At 61.9% G+C, this 17,955-nt stretch carries 14 protein-coding genes and 1 pseudogene; 2 read left to right on the top strand and 13 right to left on the bottom strand.

Going from position 1 to position 17,955, the window contains the following annotated elements:
* Positions 1-12 precede the first annotated feature (12 nt).
* The 9 genes and pseudogenes from ASF13_RS16870 to trmJ all read right to left on the bottom strand — a co-directional run bounded on the left by ASF13_RS16870 (position 13) and on the right by trmJ (position 10,637).
* Entirely contained in the window at positions 13-843 is an 831-nt protein-coding gene (locus ASF13_RS16870; protein WP_056238901.1) for an energy transducer TonB, read from the bottom strand.
* A 343-nt stretch (positions 844-1,186) separates the two neighbouring features.
* Positions 1,187-2,125 (bottom strand): FecR domain-containing protein, encoded by a 939-nt coding sequence (locus tag ASF13_RS16865; RefSeq protein WP_056238898.1) that lies wholly within the window; start codon positions 2,123-2,125, stop codon positions 1,187-1,189.
* Positions 2,122-2,634, bottom strand: a complete 513-nt coding sequence (locus ASF13_RS16860) for a sigma-70 family RNA polymerase sigma factor (RefSeq protein WP_056238896.1) — start codon at positions 2,632-2,634, stop codon at positions 2,122-2,124. Before ASF13_RS16860 ends, ASF13_RS16865 begins: the two co-directional genes overlap by 4 nt.
* Before the next feature lie 249 nt (positions 2,635-2,883).
* Positions 2,884-5,451: pseudogene (locus tag ASF13_RS16855) on the bottom strand (TonB-dependent hemoglobin/transferrin/lactoferrin family receptor).
* Between the two features lie 132 nt (positions 5,452-5,583).
* Positions 5,584-6,360 (bottom strand): enhanced serine sensitivity protein SseB, encoded by a 777-nt coding sequence (gene sseB, locus ASF13_RS16850; RefSeq protein WP_056239700.1) that lies wholly within the window; start codon positions 6,358-6,360, stop codon positions 5,584-5,586.
* A gap of 12 nt (positions 6,361-6,372) precedes the next feature.
* Complete coding sequence (gene pepB / locus ASF13_RS16845) at positions 6,373-7,665, bottom strand: aminopeptidase PepB (RefSeq protein WP_056238894.1); 1,293 nt, start codon at positions 7,663-7,665, stop codon at positions 6,373-6,375.
* A 188-nt stretch (positions 7,666-7,853) separates the two neighbouring features.
* Positions 7,854-9,056, bottom strand: a complete 1,203-nt coding sequence (locus tag ASF13_RS16840; RefSeq protein WP_056238891.1) for an IscS subfamily cysteine desulfurase — start codon at positions 9,054-9,056, stop codon at positions 7,854-7,856.
* Positions 9,057-9,247: 191 nt separating this feature from the next.
* Positions 9,248-9,745: a Fe-S cluster assembly transcriptional regulator IscR gene (iscR, locus tag ASF13_RS16835; RefSeq protein ID WP_056238886.1), complete on the bottom strand. Its 498-nt coding sequence runs from the start codon at positions 9,743-9,745 to the stop codon at positions 9,248-9,250.
* Between the two features lie 163 nt (positions 9,746-9,908).
* On the bottom strand, positions 9,909-10,637 hold the full coding sequence (gene trmJ / locus ASF13_RS16830; RefSeq protein ID WP_056238883.1) for a tRNA (cytosine(32)/uridine(32)-2'-O)-methyltransferase TrmJ: 729 nt from the start codon (positions 10,635-10,637) through the stop codon (positions 9,909-9,911).
* Between the two features lie 259 nt (positions 10,638-10,896).
* On the opposite strand from trmJ, the gene suhB reads away from it, so the two are divergent.
* Positions 10,897-11,700 (top strand): inositol-1-monophosphatase, encoded by an 804-nt coding sequence (gene suhB / locus ASF13_RS16825; RefSeq protein ID WP_056238881.1) that lies wholly within the window; start codon positions 10,897-10,899, stop codon positions 11,698-11,700.
* A 137-nt stretch (positions 11,701-11,837) separates the two neighbouring features.
* Here the strand turns inward: suhB and ASF13_RS23710 are convergent, their stop codons facing one another.
* A complete protein-coding gene (locus ASF13_RS23710; RefSeq protein WP_082502373.1) occupies positions 11,838-13,085 on the bottom strand; it encodes a nickel/cobalt transporter in 1,248 nt (415 codons plus the stop codon).
* Entirely contained in the window at positions 13,076-13,696 is a 621-nt protein-coding gene (locus ASF13_RS16810) for a DUF1007 family protein (protein ID WP_056239698.1), read from the bottom strand. Before ASF13_RS16810 ends, ASF13_RS23710 begins: the two co-directional genes overlap by 10 nt.
* Before the next feature lie 154 nt (positions 13,697-13,850).
* On the opposite strand from ASF13_RS16810, the gene csiE reads away from it, so the two are divergent.
* On the top strand, positions 13,851-15,122 hold the full coding sequence (gene csiE, locus ASF13_RS16805) for a stationary phase inducible protein CsiE (protein WP_072166415.1): 1,272 nt from the start codon (positions 13,851-13,853) through the stop codon (positions 15,120-15,122).
* A 5-nt stretch (positions 15,123-15,127) separates the two neighbouring features.
* Here csiE and ASF13_RS16800 read toward each other — a convergent pair whose 3' ends face one another.
* Positions 15,128-16,264, bottom strand: coding sequence for a 3-phenylpropionate MFS transporter (locus tag ASF13_RS16800; protein WP_056238878.1), 1,137 nt, complete (start codon positions 16,262-16,264; stop codon positions 15,128-15,130).
* Between the two features lie 155 nt (positions 16,265-16,419).
* The gene (gene glyA, locus ASF13_RS16795) at positions 16,420-17,673 is read right to left on the bottom strand and encodes a serine hydroxymethyltransferase (protein WP_056238875.1); all 1,254 of its coding nucleotides are present in this window, start codon (positions 17,671-17,673) and stop codon (positions 16,420-16,422) included.
* Between the last annotated feature and the right edge of the window lie 282 nt (positions 17,674-17,955).

Genomic DNA, 17,955 nt, shown 5'->3' with positions numbered 1-17,955 from the left:
CTTCTCACCTTTTCACCCCCGCACCTCGCGTAAATCAAACCTCACCGGCAGCGTGATGCTGAACGTCTCCTGCCCTGTCGCCATCTCTGCGGGTGGCGCGGGCACCGGTGAGGCGCGCAGCGGCAGTTCGCTGGCTTCTTTATCCAGCGCGCTTACGCCGCTGGAATTCAGCAGCTTTACCTTCAGCACGCTGCCCTGGCGGTTGAGGGTGATACTTATCTGCGCCACGCCTTCTCGTTTCTGACGTAATGCGATACCCGGATAGCGCTTAAAGCGGCTGAGGTGTGCCAGCAGCGCGCCGCTCCATGCGGAGGTATTACGGCTCGGCTGCGGCGCGGCCTGATTATGCGGTGCAGCGACCCTTTTGCCCGCCACCGGCGGCGGCGCGCTGGTATCCGGCGCAGCGCTGGCCTGAGAAGGCGCGCTATCTGACTGGCCCGGCTGCCGCACCGGCTTTAGCTCTGGCTTCGGCCTGGGTTTTACCCGAGGCCGGTTATCGGGCCGGGGTGAAGCTGCGGCAAGCCGTTCGGTGCCCTGTTCAGCCTCGGGCAGCTCTGGCGCGGCCTGCGGCGGCGGCGTGGCCTGAGTCTGCGCCACCGCCTGCCATTGACGCACGCCGACCGGCATCTTTTCACTGTCCGGTAGGGATTCAGCCTGCTCTGCCACCGCCAGCATCACCATCGGCTGAGCGGCAGGCAGCGGCGGCGGCACCGCCGCCCGGTAGCAGAGCCAGGCCAGCAGCGCGCCGTGCAACGCCAGCGTCAGCAGGCTGGCGGTGACCAGACGGCATCTTTGCCGGGGTGCAGGGAAGAGGACGGCAGGCAGGACGAGGTGGTTTGACATAAACAGCGTTACCCGGAATAGCGATAAGAGGTGCCCGATAAGCCTGATAAATATCGGGGAATTACTGAGAGGTCACCCACCGGCGCGGAATCGGGTAGTCGGAAGGCAGATTACAGAAGAATACGTGTCATAAACTCATTGGTCCGGAATTAATCGCCAGGCTAAAACCCGTCGAACCCTCTGTGCAGAGTTTCATACCAGACTGAGAGAAAGGTACTGAACCGGAGCGGATGCCATCGCGGCCATCATTTCCGCAGGCCGGCATCAGGCGGTTACGAAACGCTGATCAAGTATGTCGACAGGATATCGATCTGCACCGGTAAAGTGCCGGGCAGTGAAGCGACTATGAAATCATGATCAGGTACGGCGATACGGAGGCGATCCGCACCGGCAGGGTTCCCGGCAGCGAGGCGATAATCGCCCCGGTATCGTTTAGCGGAAACGCCCCCGACAGGCGCAGCCCGGCGACCCGCGAATCACAACGAATAATGCCGTGCCGGTAGCGCCCCACTTCGGCGAGAAAATCATCCAGCCGCATATTGTCCGCCAGAATCATTCCCTGCTGCCAGCCCGGCTCCGCGCTCACCCGGTGCTCGCCGCCGTAACCCGCCGCGCCAAGCCGTCCGCCATAGCCCGCCCGGATCAAAATGCTCTGCGCACTGGCCGGTGAGTGAACGTTTACCTTACCGTGGTATACCGCGATATCGCTGAAGGCATCCCATAACCGCACGCTGAACCGCCCCTGCGCCACCAGTTCACCCTGCGGCAGCACCAGCCCTGGCGGCGGGCTCTCCGGCGCGGTGGTAACCATCATCTCTCCGCTCAGCAGGGTCAGCCGTTGCGGCATAACGCTGACCGCCGTTTGTGTATTGAGCAGCAGCCGCGTGCCGTCATCCAGCATTATCTGACGCTGTTCACCGGTCGCCGTGCGGTAATCGGCCAGCCACGGTCGCCAGGGGAGCGCCCCGGCACCGATGCCGCAGGCACCCACCACGCCCAAACCAGCCAGGCTGCGCAGCAACCGCCGCCGCCCGCGATCGGGCAGATGTGACAGGCTGCGCTGCGCCGCGCTGCCGTTCAGCAGTGAAAAACGCGATGAGAAGGTGGCGATGTGCTGCCAGGCACGCTGGTTTTGTTCGCTGGCCTGCAGCCAGCTCTGCCAGTGGACGTTGTCTTCGGCAGTCGCATCCTCAGACATCAGTTGGGTCAGCCAGCCGACGGCTTCGCGGGCGCTTTGCGGATCGATATCCGCAGCGGCTGACGGCGTACGGGAACCGATCATGCTGACAGCGCAAAGAAGCAGTGCAGGTTGGCTCGCTGCAGATACTGTTTTACCGAGCTGGCTGATACCCGCAGGCGCTCGGCAATATCGCCGTAACGCATCCCCTGCAGGTGCGCCAGCAGGAAGGCTTCGCGGACATGGGCAGGCAGGCCGTCCAGCGCCTGGTCCAGCTGTTCCAGCATCTCAATCGTCTGCTGGCGCACTTCCGGCGAGGGTACGCTGGCCTCCGGCAGCTCGCTGAGCGCCTGCAGGTAACTCTCCTCGATTTTTTTACGCCGGTAGAAGTTGGCCACCAGCCGCCGCGCCACGGTGGCTAAAAACGGTCGGGGTTCCCGAATCGCCAGCAGCTGCGGGCTGACCAGAATGCTGATAAAGGTGTCCTGCGCCAGATCTTCAGCATGATGCGCACAGCTGACCTTCTGACGTAGCCAGTGGCACAGCCAGCCGTGATGCTCCATATAAAGCTGTTGGGCAAAACCGTGAGAGGTCGCGATCTCTTTGCTCGCCATCGGGAAACACCTGGTCTTAATGAGAGTGAAAATAACAATCATTATTATTTAGAAACTGTTACTCAGGGTCAAGCAGTTGCTGGGTTTTAACGCAGATTGCTGCGCCGGAAGACGATTGACTGGGGGAGATAAAATGCAGATTCGGGTTCGGATTGTGGCTCAGGGCAGAAAGGAGTGACGTTACGCCGCCGGTCACGCTGTGGTAACCGGCGGCGGTTCGAGGCCAGTCGGCCCCTGTTCAGGATGGCGTCAGAAACGCTGGCTGACGCTGAACTTGAAGTTACGCCCAACGCCGGAGACCGACTCACCGAGATACGGGTAGTAGTCGTGATTAGTCAGGTTATCGACGGTGACTCTGGCTTCCAGACCTTTCCAGAAGTTCGGCTCCTAGGAGGCAAACAGCCCGTACAGCGCATAGCCGGACGTTTTAGGCAGCGCCCAGACTGACGCCATCGGATCGCCGTCTGCCGGCGAGCGGTCCTGTTTACGCACAAAGTCGGCGGTCATGCCGAAGGCCAGATTCGCCTGCGGCACCTTCATCCCCAGCATCGCGTGGGCGGTGGTCGGTGGGATCTCGGCGATCCAGGTTTCATTAGCCCAGGGGTCACGCGGTGACGCATCGCGCTTGCCGCGAATGGAGGAGAACGACAGGCTGCCAAACGCCCGCTCGCTGTCGTAGAACGACTCGATCTCAACCCCTTCAATCGTGTAACCCGGCAGGTTGCGGTAGTTGGAGAGCGGCTGCCCGCAGCTGCCGCCCTGGCTGGCCTCGCCACACAGCACGCCACGGCGATAGAAAATTTCGTTCTTGCCGCGATTGCGGAACAGCGTGGTGCGGATCTGCAGGCTGTCCTGTTGGGTCAGTACGTCGTTAAAGTCCAGCACCGCCCCCAGCCGGACGCCGTCGATGCGCTCCACCTGCAGGTTACGGCTGGTGCCCGGCACGCTGGACGCGGCGGACTGCACCTCATACTGCTCGTCAATCACCGGCGCGCGCCAGGTGCGGCTGAGGTCAGCAAACAGCGAGACATTCTTCGTCGCTTTCCAGATGGCGCCGAGGTGCGGCGACCAGCCGGTATAGGTGACGCTGCTGTAGTCATGCCCTGCCAGTGGCGCGCTGTCGTTGTAGCGTGGTGCAGAGTTCGGCCGACCGGTATTGGTGACGTGGTCGTAGCGGACACCCGGGGTAATGGTCAGGTCACCCCAGCTCACCGCATCCTGCAGGTAAACGCTGCGGGTCTCCTGTTCGCCGGCCGGCATATAGTACGGCTGGAAGTACCCGTAGTTGTAGCTGGCGTTACCGGCTCCGGTCGGGTAGTACATCAGCGTATCGCGGTGGTGTTTGTGCACCTGTGCGCCCAGCAGCAATTTGTGTTCCAGCGGGCCGCTGCTGAACAGGCTTTCATTACTGATATCCAGCTGACGATCGGTATAACTGACCCAGCTCTCGTTACCCAGGGTGCCGAGATAGCTCGACTGCGAGGCGGAGTCCGGCCGCTTATCGTGCTGCTCGGTTTTCGAATACGCCAGCGCAATGGTCAGGTTGACCAGCGGCTGCGATTCCGGCATCAGGTTCCATTTTGCCGTGTAGTTGCTGTCTTTCTGGTCGCGGTAGACCAGAATTCGCCGCCAGGCTTCGTCGTAGCCGTAGCGGTCAATATTGGCCTGACTCGGCGCGGCGATATCATCACGCTTGGCGGCAAACGGCTGCCAGCCGTCCGATTCTGAACGCATCGCAGACAGGGTTAAGGTCTGCGAGTCGGTCAGGTAGAGGTTGGTCTTGAGCAGGTATGAGGCCTGATCGCTGCTGGAATAAGCAAAGCGCGTGCCGTCCGGGCGCTTAATGCTGCCGCCGTCACGCCTGCTGGCGTAGATCAGCCCGTCGGCAAACCCCTCTTCCGTGCGGCCATACAGCGCGCCGCTGTAAATGCCCTGGCGATCGTTGGTGTGGTAGCTGTACTTCACCAGGCCACCAAGATCTTCCCCCGGCCGCAGCATATCGCCCGCGTCTTTGGTTTCCATGGTGATGGTGCCGCCAAAACCGCCGTTGCCGTTCTGAATATTGTGCGGGCCCTTATCAACGCTGACGCGCTTTAACAGCTCCGGTTCGATAAACACCGAGCCCTGGCGATACTTTTCGAAGCCCTTTGGCGCGCCGTCCAGCACCACCCTGACGTCCTCCATATCGCCCATGCCCCAGATATTCAGGCTCTGCCCGCCCGGGCGCGGCGAACCGGCCATCGAAACGCCCGGCAGTTTGTCGAGCAGCGCGGCGACGTTGTCGGCCTGCACGCGGTCGATATCCTGCTGATCGAGCGTGGAACGCCCGGCGGCGGTGCTGTCGGACAGGCCGGCCACCACCGACAGCTCCGGAATGGCCATCACCGCGTCTGCCGGGGCGGTGGCCGGGGAAACGCCGATCAGCCGGTAACCGCCGGCGGTCGCTTCGGCCTGCAGCCCGCTGCCCGCCAGCAGGATACTGAACGCCTGGTCAACGCTGTAGTTGCCGTGCAAGCCCGGGGTCGTTTTACCTTCGGCCTGCCCCGGCGTGAAAATGATCATCACACCGGCCTGGCTGGCGACGCTGCGCAGCGCTGACGCGAGTTCACCGGCGGGGATCTGGTAAGCGCGTGCGCCAGGCTGCTGTGCGGCCGCCGCTGCGGCCAGTGCACCCGGCACCATTGCCGAGGCCAGCACGCCCGTCAGGGCAATGCCAGGCCAGACGGCCGCGCGTTTTTTAGCGGATGAGCGGAGGTGTTGCGATGCGCTGGCTGAATGGGACGTGCGCCGCGCGCCGCCCTTGTTTTTTATGGCCATAACGGGTTTCCCTGAGTGTATTGTCTGAAAGCTCACTACAGAGGTCACGCGAGGGGAAAAAACGGGCAGAATAAAAACAAAAAAACCGGCGGCAGCCGGTTTTACATGACAACTCTCCGCGAACTCACGCGCTTAGTCGATATTCTTCACCTTGAAGTCGCGCATGAAGCTGCCCCAGCGGCGCTCGTAGAACGGAGTGATATGGGCGATAAAGAAGTGGCTGATGCCCTTTTCGCCCTCCACCACGTGGCAGATATCCACCGGCTCATCTTCCAGCAGCGTATCCGTCGCTACGCTGCCGGTGGCCTGGATGATCGCCTCAACGTCGCCGTCGGCCTCAATGCCGATCAGCAGGTTGGCGGGCTGACCGGCGGCTTCTTTGATATGCGCCATATAAGCGCGGCGCACCGACTTGTGTTTGGCAAACAGCTGGGTCAGCGAGTCAACCATCTGCGCCGGCGGCTCGGCGATCTCAGACAGCAGCAGCGCGCTGCCGCCCTCCAGCACCGTTTTCTCACTCAGCGCGTTGCCCTCTTCGCCCAGCAGGTGGGCGATTTCACGCGCGGAGAACTCCTTGCCGCTCGGCAGCTTCGGGTTGAGGAACAGCGCCTGGCCGAGGGTCATCTCAAACAGCTGGCGCACCGGCATCACCAGATAAGCCTGTTCGCCTTCGATCGCCTGCTCCATCGCCTGTGGCGAGGTGAAGAACGGAATGATGCGGCTGCCGTCCTCTTTTTCCCAGTGCAGCAGGTCGACCTGCGCCGGTTCGTTGCCATGCTGCTCGCTGATGCTCTCGCCCGGCACGATCGCGCTAGCCTCTAACAGCAGCGCAAAAAACTCCGGGCGGTGCGCCGGCTCGGTGGCCGCCAGCGTTAACACCTCTTCCAGGCGGGTATTGAGTTGGTTAATTTCCACGGATAATTACGCCTTCGCCAGCAGCAGGTTAGCCACGGTGCGCACGCCTAAACCGGTGGCGCCGGCCGCCCACTGGTCCACCGCGCCTTTGCGGTAGGTGGCCGAACAGTCGATGTGCAGCCAGCCTTTCTTGTAGTCGCTGACGAAATGCGACAGGAAGGCGGCAGCGGTGCTGGCACCGGCCGAGTGCGCCGGGCTGGCGATGTTGTTCAGGTCGGCGAAATTAGACGGCAGGTGGCTGCGGTGGAATTCGGCCAGCGGCAGGCGCCAGAAGGCTTCGTTTTCAGCGGCGGCGGCGGTCAGCAGCTGTTGCGCCAGCGCGTCGTCAAAGCTGAACAGCGCGTGGTAGTCGTTGCCCAGCGCGGTTTTCGCCGCGCCGGTCAGGGTCGCCGCGTCAATAATCAGCTCCGGCTTTAAGGCGCTGGCGTCGATCAGGCCATCGGCCAGCACCAGCCGCCCTTCGGCGTCGGTGTTCATCACTTCGACGCTTTTGCCGTTGCGATAGCGAATGATGTCGCCAAGGCGGAAGGCATTACCGCTGACCATATTGTCGGCGCAGCACAGGATCAGCTTCACGCGCTTGTTAAGGCCGCGGACGATCGCCAGCGCCAGCGCGCCGGTCAGGGTGGCGGCCCCGCCCATATCGGACTTCATCGAGTCCATAAAGCCGCTCTGCTTCAGGCTGTAGCCGCCGGTATCAAAGGTGATGCCTTTGCCGACCAGGCAGGCGTAAACCGGCGCGTCGTCGTTGCCGCCTGGATTGTAGTCCAGGGTCAGCAGCACCGGGCTGCGGGTTGAGCCGCGGCCGACGGTGTGCAGGCCGCTGTAGCTCTGGTGGCGCAGATCGTCACCCTTGATGATGCGGTAGTTAACGTCATCACAGGCCACCTCGCACAGCAGATCGACCGCGCGGGTCGCCAGCTGCTCCGGCCCGAGCTCTTCGGCCGGCAGGTTGATGGTGTCGCGCACCCAGTCGATAATTTTCAGGCGCTGCTCCAGCTCCTGACGGTCGGCGTCGGCCAGCGTCGGCCACGTCACCTGACGTTCGCCCTTCGGGCCACGGAAGCCCTGCCAGAAGGCCCAGCAGCTCTCCAGATCCCAGCCGTCGCCGCTCAGGCTGACGTGGCGGATGCCCTGGCCGTCGATTTTACGCGCCGCGCGCTGGATAGTGCCCAGCACGTCGCCGCCGTGGGTATGAAGGGTGATCCCGCTGTCGTTGCTGCTGAGGATCGCTTTTTCGCCCCAGCGCGGGTCGGCCTTGGCCGTGGACAGGGTAAGGGTCATCACAGGGGTGGTCATCACAGGCTCCTTGATCGGTTTTATCGTGCGCGCCGGCGCTGTTCAGGGCCGACGGTTCACATCAGTTGTTTGTTGTTTTACATCAGACTATCAGAAAATGGCGGGGAATGTTTTCGGTGGATGCGTTCAGCCGCTTTCACCGTAAAAAAACGAGCGGCATATTTGCCGCCCGTTGGGGTCAACCGCCGTTACAGGGTCGGGGCGCGCTGCCGTTCGGCCTGAAACGCCTGCCATTCCGCTGACAGCTCCCGCAGTCGGGAGACTGATTTACACACCAGCGCAATGCTGTAGTCGATCTCTTCTTCAGTCGTGAAACGCCCAAGGGAGAAGCGGATCGAGCTGTGCGCCAGCGCGTCGCTGAGGCCGATCGCCCGCAGCACGTAAGAGGGCTCCATGCTGGCCGAGGTGCAGGCCGATCCGGTCGAGACCGCCAGATCCTTCAGCATCATAATCAGCGACTCACCGTCGACGTAGCCGAAGCTGACGTTGAGAATGGCCGGCGATCCGCCCTCCAGCTGGCCGTTGACAAATACCTGGTCGAGCTGGCTCAGCCCCTGCCACAGGCGGCTGCGCAGCGTGCCCAGCCGCGCCATTTCTACCTGCATCTCTTCGCGGGCAATACGGTATGCTTCGCCCATACCGACGATCTGGTGCACCGGCAGGGTACCGGAGCGCATACCGCGCTCGTGGCCACCGCCGTGGATCTGCGCGTCCAGCAGCACCCGCGGTTTACGGCTGACGTAAAGTGCACCGATGCCTTTCGGGCCATACAGCTTGTGCGCCGAGAAGGACATCAAATCGACCGGCAGTGCGCCGAGGTCGACAGGCAGCTTGCCGACGCTCTGGGTGGCATCGACGTGGAACAGGATGCCGCGGGCACGGCACATCTCACCGATAGCGGCAATATCCTGCACCACGCCGATTTCGTTGTTGACGTGCATGATCGACACCAGCACGGTGTCGTCGCGCAGCGCGTCTTTAACCTGCTCCAGCATCAGCAGGCCGCTGGCGTTTGGGTTCAGATAAGTGACGCTGAACCCCTGCTGCTCCAGCTGCGCGCAGGTGTCCAGCACCGCCTTGTGCTCGGTGGTACAGGTAACGATGTGGCGGCCTTTCTCAGGATTGGCGGTGGCTGCGCCCTTGATCGCCAGGTTATTGGCTTCGGTGGCACCGGAGGTAAAAACGATTTCGCGCGGATCGGCTCCCACCAGTTCAGCAACCTGGTTACGCGCCACGTCCACCGCCTCTTCCGCCTGCCAGCCGTAACGGTGCGAGCGCGAGGCCGGGTTACCAAAAGTCCCGTCCTGGGTCAGGCACTGCATCATTTTTGCGGCAACGCGCGGATCGGCCGGGGTAGTGGCGGAGTAATCGAGGTAGATCGGTAATTTCATTGCGGGAAAGCTCCGTACATGGGTTCATACCTGCACGGCGAAGTCGGTGACCGGTTCAGCGGCTGAACCCCGGCGTGGCTTACCTGGCGGTAAAAACCAAAACCCTTCACCGTTATCACCCCGGCCAGCGGGCCAAAGTGTCAGCGGTAAAGGGTCATTCCGGGGGCGGGAGCACCCCGCCCGGACTGCGATCAGGCGCGCAGGCGAATATCAATCGTATCCTGAATGCGGCCGTTTGGCACGCGACGGATTTCGTTGCTGTTCTGACGGTCGGCCACTTCCAGGATCTCCTGGTTGTTAACCAGCTCAGCCAGCGTAATGTTGTTGAGGAAGTCGCTGATGCGCTCGCTCAGATCGCGCCACAGCACGTGGGTCAGGCACTTTTCGCCGCCCTGGCAGCCTTCTTTACCCTGGCACTTGGTGGCGTCAACCGATTCATCAACGGCGGTGATTACCGCGCCGACCGCAATCGCGTCAGAGTCTTTACCCAGCAGATAACCACCGCCCGGACCACGAACGCTGGCCACCAGACCGTTCTTACGCAGGCGGGAGAACAGCTGCTCCAGGTAAGAGAGGGAGATACCCTGACGCTCTGAGATATCCGCTAACGGCACCGGCCCCTGGTGAGAGTGCAGTGCAACATCAAGCATAGCGGTAACAGCGTAACGGCCTTTGGATGTCAGTCTCATGGTGTATCAACCTCAGTGGTAATCCGGTAGGGATGTTCTCAAAAGATGGTCGAAGTTTTACATTCCCGAGTAAAACAGTCAAGTATTTATCTGACTAAAACACTCAACTATTTAACCTGGTAATCCACTCAACTATTATCCGCCGTTTTTAGGCTCGATACCCCTACTCGCCCTGGCGTTTTTCCAGCGAGGAGAGCATGCCGCGCAGAATCGCCAGCTCGTCACGCTCCGGACGCGCGCGGGTAAACAGGCGACGCATTTTGCTCATTACCTGGCCGGGCGCGTTTTCGCGGATAAAGCCGCTGGCCAGCATCATCTTCTCCATATGCTGGTAGAAACGCTCCAGGTCATCAACCAGCGGGTACGGGGATTCTTCTGCCGCCGCCACCTGCTCGCCTTCCTGCGCCTGCAGCCACGCCATGCGCACTTCATAGGCGATAATCTGCACCGCCATTGCCAGGTTCAGCGAGCTGTACTCCGGGTTAGCGGCGATCGCTACGTGGTAGTGGCACTTCTGCAGTTCGTCGTTGGTCAGCCCGGTACGTTCGCGGCCAAACACCAGCGCCACCGGCGCCTGCTGCCCCTCTGCCACGCTTTTCAGTCCGCATTCGCGCGGGTCGAGCATCGGCCACGGCAGCGAACGCGAGCGGGCGCTGGTGCCGACCACCAGCGAACAGCCGGCGATGGCGTCATCCAGCGTTTCGACAATTTTCGCATCGCCGATCACGTCGCTGGCACCGGCGGCCAGCGCGATCGCCTGCGAGTCCGGTTTCACCAGCGGGTTGACGAGGTAAAGGTTGGTTAAGCCCATGGTTTTCATCGCGCGCGCGACGGAACCCATGTTGCCGGTGTGGGAGGTTTCTACCAGTACGATTCGGATATTTTGCAGCATGAGAGAGTCAGGTTGAGGAATAATTTGGCGATGCTAACATATTTGCGGGACTTTTTCTTTTTTGTCCTGCTATACTACGCGCCGCTTTATAATCAAATCGCAAATTTTGACCAAACAGCTGATGCTGCAACAAGGCGGCAAGAGCGCGAATCCCGTGAGCTTACTCCAGTAAGCGACTCGGGTGAGTAAACGCAGCCAACGCAGTGGCAGCACCAGATGTGCCGGTCAAAATGTTCTTTAACATCCAGTGAGACGATACATGCATCCGATGCTCAACATCGCCGTGCGCGCTGCGCGCAAGGCCGGTAACGTAATTGCCAAGAACTATGAAACCCCGGACGCAGTCGAAGCCAGCCAGAAAGGCAGCAACGACTTTGTTACTAATGTTGATCGCGAAGCCGAACGCCAGATTATTGAGGTGATTCGCAAGTCATACCCAAAACACACCATCATTACCGAAGAGAGTGGTGAGTTAGCCGGTGAAGACCAGGATGTGCAGTGGATTATCGACCCTCTGGATGGCACCACCAACTTCATCAAACGCCTGCCTCACTTCTCTGTTTCTATCGCCGTGCGCATCAAAGGCCGCACCGAAGTGGCGGTGGTTTACGATCCAATGCGTAATGAACTGTACAGCGCCGTACGCGGCCAGGGTGCACAGCTGAACGGCTACCGTCTGCGCGGCGGCACCGCCCGCGACCTGGATGGCACCATTCTGGCCACCGGCTTCCCGTTCAAACTGAAGCAGCACGCCACACCGTACATCAACATCGTCGGTAAACTGTTCACCCAGTGCGCGGACTTCCGCCGCACCGGCTCTGCCGCGCTGGATCTGGCCTATGTGGCCGCCGGCCGCGTCGATGGTTACTTTGAAATCGGCCTGAAGCCGTGGGATTTCGCGGCAGGTGAACTGCTGGTGCGTGAAGCCGGCGGCCTGGTGACCGACTTCGTTGGTGCACACGGTTATATGCATTCCGGTAACATCGTCGCCGGTAACCCGCGCGTGGTGAAATCCCTGCTCGCCGCTATGCGTGACGAACTGAGCGAGGCGCTGAAGCGCTAAGCCGGCCGGGCGTCGCAGCGTGGAGAAACCTTCCCGCGCTGCGACGCTACTCTGGTTGCGAGTTGATGCCAGGCCCCTTCAGCCCTACCCCCTCTGAGTCAATCCTGACCTGCCTCCTCACTCTGATACCCTGTTTTTCAGCGAAACAGCGGACGAATGCCGCCTGAGATCGCCGGCTGGGCGCTGAGCCACAGCATCACCCCGATCGCCACCAGCAGTATTCCGCCGCTTAGCGCCAGGCAGCTTAACGCCACCTGATGCCAGGCCGCCGCCGGCCGGTTACGGCTGAGGCGCAGCGCCAGCACCCGCGACACCTGCACCAGCAGCGCCATTGCCGAGACGGTCAGCGCGGTACCCGCCGCCATCACCAGCGCCGAGAGTACGCCCCACAGATACACGCCGATCACCTTCGAGAACAGCAGCATCATGATCGCGCCCGAGCAGGGCCGCAGCCCCATTGACAGCACCACCATCAGCTTCGTTTTCCAGCCCACGGCGGCGGCCAGCTGCCGCGCGTCCGGCAGATGCTGATGGCCGCAGCCGCAGTGGGCTGAATGCTGATGGCCAGGCAGCGCCCTGGCGCCATTAGCCGTTGGCTCTGCGTTTCCTGCGCGCTGTAGCAGCGTGGCTGAGGTGATCTTTCCGTTCTGCGACCTGCCGGTCGACACAGCAGCAACGGCGGCGATCCCTACCGCCTGCCCCGCAGCCGCCATCGGCTCAGGCCTGGCAAGGACAGCAGCAGGTTCATTCACCTGCGGTGTGCCATCAGCAGGCCTGCCGGACGTCGGAATGGCATTAACAGATGCGTTGCCCACCGGGACGACCTCAGCCAGTGCGCCAGCGGCCCCCTCATCAACGGGCCGCAGCGCCAGCCGCAGCCGGCCCAGCGCACGCCAGCACAGCCAGACGCCCAGCGCGGCCACCAGCAGATAGCTGCTTTTCTCCAGCCACCAGCTGCTGAGGTGCAGCTGCCGGGAGGAGAGCTGCAACGCCACCAGCATCACCGTAACCAGCGCAATCGCCACCCCGCCCTGCACGATGGCGGCGGCCAGCGTCAGCTGCAGGCTGGTTTTGATGCGGGTGGGATGGGTGGCGAGAAAGGTGGCGATCACCACTTTACCGTGCCCGGGGCCGAGCGCATGCAGCACGCCGTACAGCAGGCTGAAGCCCATCAGCGTCAGCCCGGCCTGATGCGGGTTGGCGGCGACCTGCTGCAGCAGCGCGGTCATCTGCTGGTGCAGCGCCTTCTGCCACAGCACGCTTTGCAGCAGGATCTGCGGCCACGCCTGCCAGGCGAACAGCGCCACCCCGGCGAAGAGTATCACCAGCAGCCACAGCGGCCAGGCCTGCCGCCAGCGCGGTGCCGTAACCGGCATCACTGACATGTCAGCGTCACCGTCTGGGCAAACTGGCGGCCGAGATCCATCTCTTCCGCCGGGGCATCGGCTTTATCCAGCGACAGGGCATACGCCTGCATTGAGGCATCCGGTTTAGGGGTGTGCAGCGCCAGGCTGCACTGCGGCAGATCGGCGGGGACGGTCAGCGATTTTTCAGAGTCGTAATACATATCCACAAAGTAGGTCGGGTCAAAGGTGGTAAAGGTGTAGCGCTGGCCGCGCAGCGGCTGCGGGTGGGCCAGCGGCAGAATAAACTCCAGCACCGCCTGGTGCCCCTGGCGCGACAGATGGTACTCCGGCGGCAGGTTGTCGAACTTCACCGGCTGCTTCTGCTGATAAAACTCGCTGAAGTAGTGCTGGCCGAGCACGTTGGCCATGACCTCCGCCGCCAGTTTTTTCCACACTTCAGAACCAGGTTTCGCCTCACCGGCGTCGTACAGCAGGTCGGCTGAGGTGATTTCATCCATCACCCAGCGCATTTTCAGCCCGGTCAGGTTGTCTCCCTGGTGGACCAGCGTGGTCTGCATATCGATAAAGCTGTGCGGATGCGACCAGGCCAGCGGCGACAGCAGTACCGTGGTCAGCGCCAGTCGCTTAATGTAACTGTTATAACGTAACAATATCAACCTCTCGACGGTTTTCGACTCTTTTTTGTGACCTGACTTGAAAAGCGCTGAATAAACTCCGCCAGTTCCGGCCGGATGCGCGCGCTAACGCTATTCTTAGAGGAATAGTTAATTTCAGGGAGCGCCGATGATGAGTGAATGGCACCCCGCCGCCGCTATCCTGTCGAGCCCGCAGCGCCGCAGTCAGCTGATCCTGATGCTGTGCCTGCCTGGCCTTCCGGTCACGCTGGCGTCCGTCTGCCGGAATAACGGCGTCGATGACGCGCTGGCCCGGCAAGATATAGCGGAGGTGGCGCAGGAAATCCAGCGTTATCACCGCCTTGCTATCGCAGAGAATGCCGAGGGCCAGCTGGCGCTGAGCGGCACGCCGCTCGACCAGCGCTTATGCCTGTTGCACGGGCTGCGCCGCGCGCTGCGCCTGTCACCGGACTTTGTGCAGGGCTGGTTTGCGCAGCAGTTAAGGCAGCATCTGCTGAGCGGTCTGCCGGACAAGGCGCTGTACGACGAACGTAACCTGGGTGCGCTGATCGCCCACGCGGCGAAAACGCTGACCCGCCAGTTTAGCGAGCGTGACGGCCAGCTGATGCTGCTGTACCTGCAGTACGCGCTGGTGCACCGCAGCCCGCTGCAGTTAACCCCGGCGCAGCAGCGGTGGCTGGCGGCGAAAAACGAGTATACGCTGGCGCTGCAGATCGTCGCCTGCTGGCAAAAACGCGGCTGGCAGGCAACGGGAGAGTCGGACGCCGCACAGCTGGCGCTGCTGTTCAGCCAGCTGCATATGCCCAGCGCGGCCGCGCTGCTGGGGGATCACGAACGGCAGCTGCACGCGGCGGTGGAGCAGTTGATCGCGAACTTTGAACAGCTGGCCGGCATGCGTTTTCACCATCCGGCGGGGCTGAGCGAAAAACTCTACAGCCACCTGGCGCAGGCGCTGGAGCGCGGCCTGTTCGGCATCGGCATCGACGGCGACCTGACGGAAGATATCGCCAGCCACTATCCGCGCCTGATGCGTACCACCCGTGCGGCGCTGGCCGGCGTGGAACAGCAGTACGGGTTGCAGTTTTCGTCGGAGGAGCTGGGGCTGGTGGCGGTGATATTTGGTGCCTGGCTGATGCAGGACGGCGCATTACAGGAGAAGCAGGTGCTGCTGCTGACCGGCGACAACCCGCAGCTGGAGCAGCAGATCGAGCGCCAGCTGCGCGAGCTGACCCTGCTGCCAATCGCTATCCGCTATCTGGACGTCGTCGACTTTCAGCGCAGCAGCGCGCCAAAAGGCATCGCGCTGGTGATCACCCCCTACGCCACGCCGCTGCCGCTCTACTCACCGCCGCTGATCCACGCCGAGCTGCCGCTGGGCGAACACCAGCAGCTGAGCATCCGCGCGCTGCTGGAGTCCTGACGGGGCTACGCCACCTTCGGCCGCAGAAAAAGCGCCGGCACGACCAGCAGCGCCATCACCCAGAACATGCCCGCCTGCAGGTGCTGGAACAGCACGCCGCAGACCATGGTCATCAGCGCGATCCCGCCGCCCATTGCCAGCGCAGAATAGAGCGACTGCAGGCGGATCACCTCCGCCCCCTGCCGGGCGGCGATAAAGCGCATCGCTGCCAGGTGGCAGACGGTGAAGCTGCCGCAGTGCAGGATCTGCGCCGCGATCAGCCAGCCGAGATCGGTGGTGCTGGCCATAATGCTCCAGCGTACGATGCCGCTTACCGCCGACAGCAGCAGCAGATCGCGCGCCGACCAGCGGCGGAACAGGCGATGGCTGGCGGCGAAAATCACGATCTCCGCCACCACCCCCAGCGACCACAGATAGCCAACCACGCTGGCCGGGTAGCCCGCCTCCTGCCACCAGATTGCGCTGAAGCCGTAATAGGCGGCGTGCGCCCCCTGCATCAGCGTCACGCACAGCATAAAGCGCCAGACGGCGCTCTCCGTCAGCAGCGCCGTCCAGCGGGTCTGCCCCGCCGGGCCGCCCTGCTTCGCCTCGCCCTGCGGCATCACCGCCGGCTGCAGCAGCATGCCGAGGATCATCGCCCCGCTGCCGGCACAGAGCAGCACCAGAATCGCCTGGTACGAGAAGTGGCTGACCAGCACCCCGGTCAGCGCCGAGCTGATCACAAACGCCAGCGATCCCCACAGCCGCACCGGCCCGTAAGGCAGCGCGATCTGCCGCTGCCAGGTGGCGGCCAGCGCATCGCTGAGCGGCACCAGCGGCGAAAAGAACAGGTTAAAGCCGATCATCACCAGCAGCAGCCACAGCCACTGGCTGCCGAGCCAGAAGCCGGCGGCAAACAGCAGCGTTAACACCGCCAGCAGGCGCAGCGCGCCGACCAGCTTCGCCGGATCGTTAACGCGGGAGGCAATCAGCAGGCTGCCGGCGAAGCGGGCAACCAGGCCGCTGCCCAGCAGCAGGCCAATCTGCTCCGGCGACAGGCCGCGGCCTTTCAGCCATACGGCCCAGAACGGCAGGTAAACCCCATAGGCGAAGAAATAGGTGAAGTAGCTCAGCCCGAGCCAGTAGGTGGATCGTATCGTCATTTTCCCTCCGACAAAGTGCGGCTACTCTACACGCTGGCGGCGGATAAAAAAATAGCGGGGCACTGGCGTGTCCCGCTATCTGTGGGGCAGCTTCCATAAAGGAACCGCCCTGCCTCACCGGAGGCCTTATGCGGCCGGCCGGTGGGTTATCTCACTTACGCGTAAACCGGGAAGCGTGCGCAGATTTCCAGCACCTGCTTCTTGACGCGCTCGCTGACCGCTTCATCGCTGATATTGTCGAGAATATCGCTGATCCAGCCAGCCAGTTCACGCACTTCAGCTTCTTTGAAGCCGCGACGGGTCACCGCAGGAGAACCGATGCGGATACCGGAGGTGACAAACGGGCTCTTCGGATCGTTAGGCACGCTGTTTTTGTTGACGGTGATGTTGGCGCGGCCCAGGGCGGCGTCAGCTTCTTTACCGGTCAGGTTCTTGTCCACCAGGTCCAGCAGGAACAGGTGGTTATGCGTGCCGCCGGATACCACGTTGTAACCACGGGACAGGAACACCTCAACCATCGCTTTGGCGTTTTTTGCCACCTGCTGCTGGTAGGTTTTGAACTCCGGCTCCATCGCTTCTTTGAACGCCACCGCTTTACCAGCGATTACGTGCATCAGCGGGCCGCCCTGGCCGCCAGGGAAGACGGCTGAGTTCAGCTTTTTGTAGAAATCTTCGTCACCGCCTTTCGCCAGGATGATGCCGCCGCGCGGACCTGCCAGGGTTTTGTGGGTGGTAGAGGTGACGATATGGGCATGCGGTACCGGGTTCGGGTAGACGTCTGCGGCGATCAGGCCCGCCACGTGCGCCATATCCACGAACAGGTAAGCGCCAACCGAGTCTGCGATTTCACGCATTTTGGCCCAGTCGCACACGCCGGAGTAAGCAGAGAAGCCGCCAACGATCATTTTCGGCTGGTGCTGTTTCGCCAGCTCGGCCAGTTCGTTGTAGTCGATCTGACCGGTCTCATCGATGCCGTAAGGAATGACCTTATACAGTTTACCGGACAGGTTAACCGGGGAACCGTGGGTCAGGTGACCACCGTGCGCCAGGTTCATACCCAGAATGGTGTCGCCCGGCTGCAGCAGCGCGGTGTAGACCGCGAAGTTAGCCTGAGAACCGGAGTGCGGCTGCACGTTAGCGTAGTCGGCACCGAACAGCTCTTTGGCACGGTCGATAGCCAGCTGCTCAACGATATCCACGTACTCACAGCCACCGTAGTAGCGCTTGCCCGGGTAACCTTCGGCATATTTATTGGTCAGCTGAGAGCCCTGAGCCTGCATCACGCGTGGGCTGGTGTAGTTTTCTGAAGCAATCAGCTCGATGTGCTCTTCCTGACGCACTTTCTCCTGCTCCATCGCCTGCCATAACTCGGCGTCGTAATCGGCAATGTTCATTTCACGCTTTAACATCTGCATCTCCTGACTCAACTGACTTTAAATAAGAAATGACCCCCTGAGGGGTGATGGGCAACAGTGTAAACTGTTTACCTACCCGTTGAATAGCATCAAAACTGCCTTTTTACGCAAACGATTGGCTCCAGCAGTGGCAAGGGTTAGTTACGCTTTTTGCAACCCCTGATTTACGGATTTTTATTCATCTGCAGGATGCGGTTTTCCTATCCGCCGGGTGCGGCCTGCCGCTGAAAAAACAGTCATCACGCCAGAAAATGAGCGGGAAACTCAGCTCAGCCG

The sequence above is a fragment of the Erwinia sp. Leaf53 genome, from assembly GCF_001422605.1.
Taxonomy (GTDB): domain Bacteria; phylum Pseudomonadota; class Gammaproteobacteria; order Enterobacterales; family Enterobacteriaceae; genus Erwinia.
The sequence above is the reverse complement of the archived record's forward strand: the minus strand, read 5'-3'. Positions and strand labels throughout refer to the sequence as shown.

Coding starts and splice junctions, on each gene's coding strand:
- ASF13_RS16870 (WP_056238901.1), bottom strand. CDS start 843: ATGTCAAACCACCTCGTCCTGCCTGCCGTCCTCTTCCCTGCACCCCGG.
- ASF13_RS16865 (WP_056238898.1), bottom strand. CDS start 2,125: ATGATCGGTTCCCGTACGCCGTCAGCCGCTGCGGATATCGATCCGCAA.
- ASF13_RS16860 (WP_056238896.1), bottom strand. CDS start 2,634: ATGGCGAGCAAAGAGATCGCGACCTCTCACGGTTTTGCCCAACAGCTT.
- pepB (WP_056238894.1), bottom strand. CDS start 7,665: ATGACCACCCCTGTGATGACCCTTACCCTGTCCACGGCCAAGGCCGAC.
- ASF13_RS16840 (WP_056238891.1), bottom strand. CDS start 9,056: ATGAAATTACCGATCTACCTCGATTACTCCGCCACTACCCCGGCCGAT.
- iscR (WP_056238886.1), bottom strand. CDS start 9,745: ATGAGACTGACATCCAAAGGCCGTTACGCTGTTACCGCTATGCTTGAT.
- trmJ (WP_056238883.1), bottom strand. CDS start 10,637: ATGCTGCAAAATATCCGAATCGTACTGGTAGAAACCTCCCACACCGGC.
- suhB (WP_056238881.1), top strand. CDS start 10,897: ATGCATCCGATGCTCAACATCGCCGTGCGCGCTGCGCGCAAGGCCGGT.
- ASF13_RS23710 (WP_082502373.1), bottom strand. CDS start 13,085: ATGTCAGTGATGCCGGTTACGGCACCGCGCTGGCGGCAGGCCTGGCCG.
- csiE (WP_072166415.1), top strand. CDS start 13,851: ATGATGAGTGAATGGCACCCCGCCGCCGCTATCCTGTCGAGCCCGCAG.
- ASF13_RS16800 (WP_056238878.1), bottom strand. CDS start 16,264: ATGACGATACGATCCACCTACTGGCTCGGGCTGAGCTACTTCACCTAT.
- glyA (WP_056238875.1), bottom strand. CDS start 17,673: ATGTTAAAGCGTGAAATGAACATTGCCGATTACGACGCCGAGTTATGG.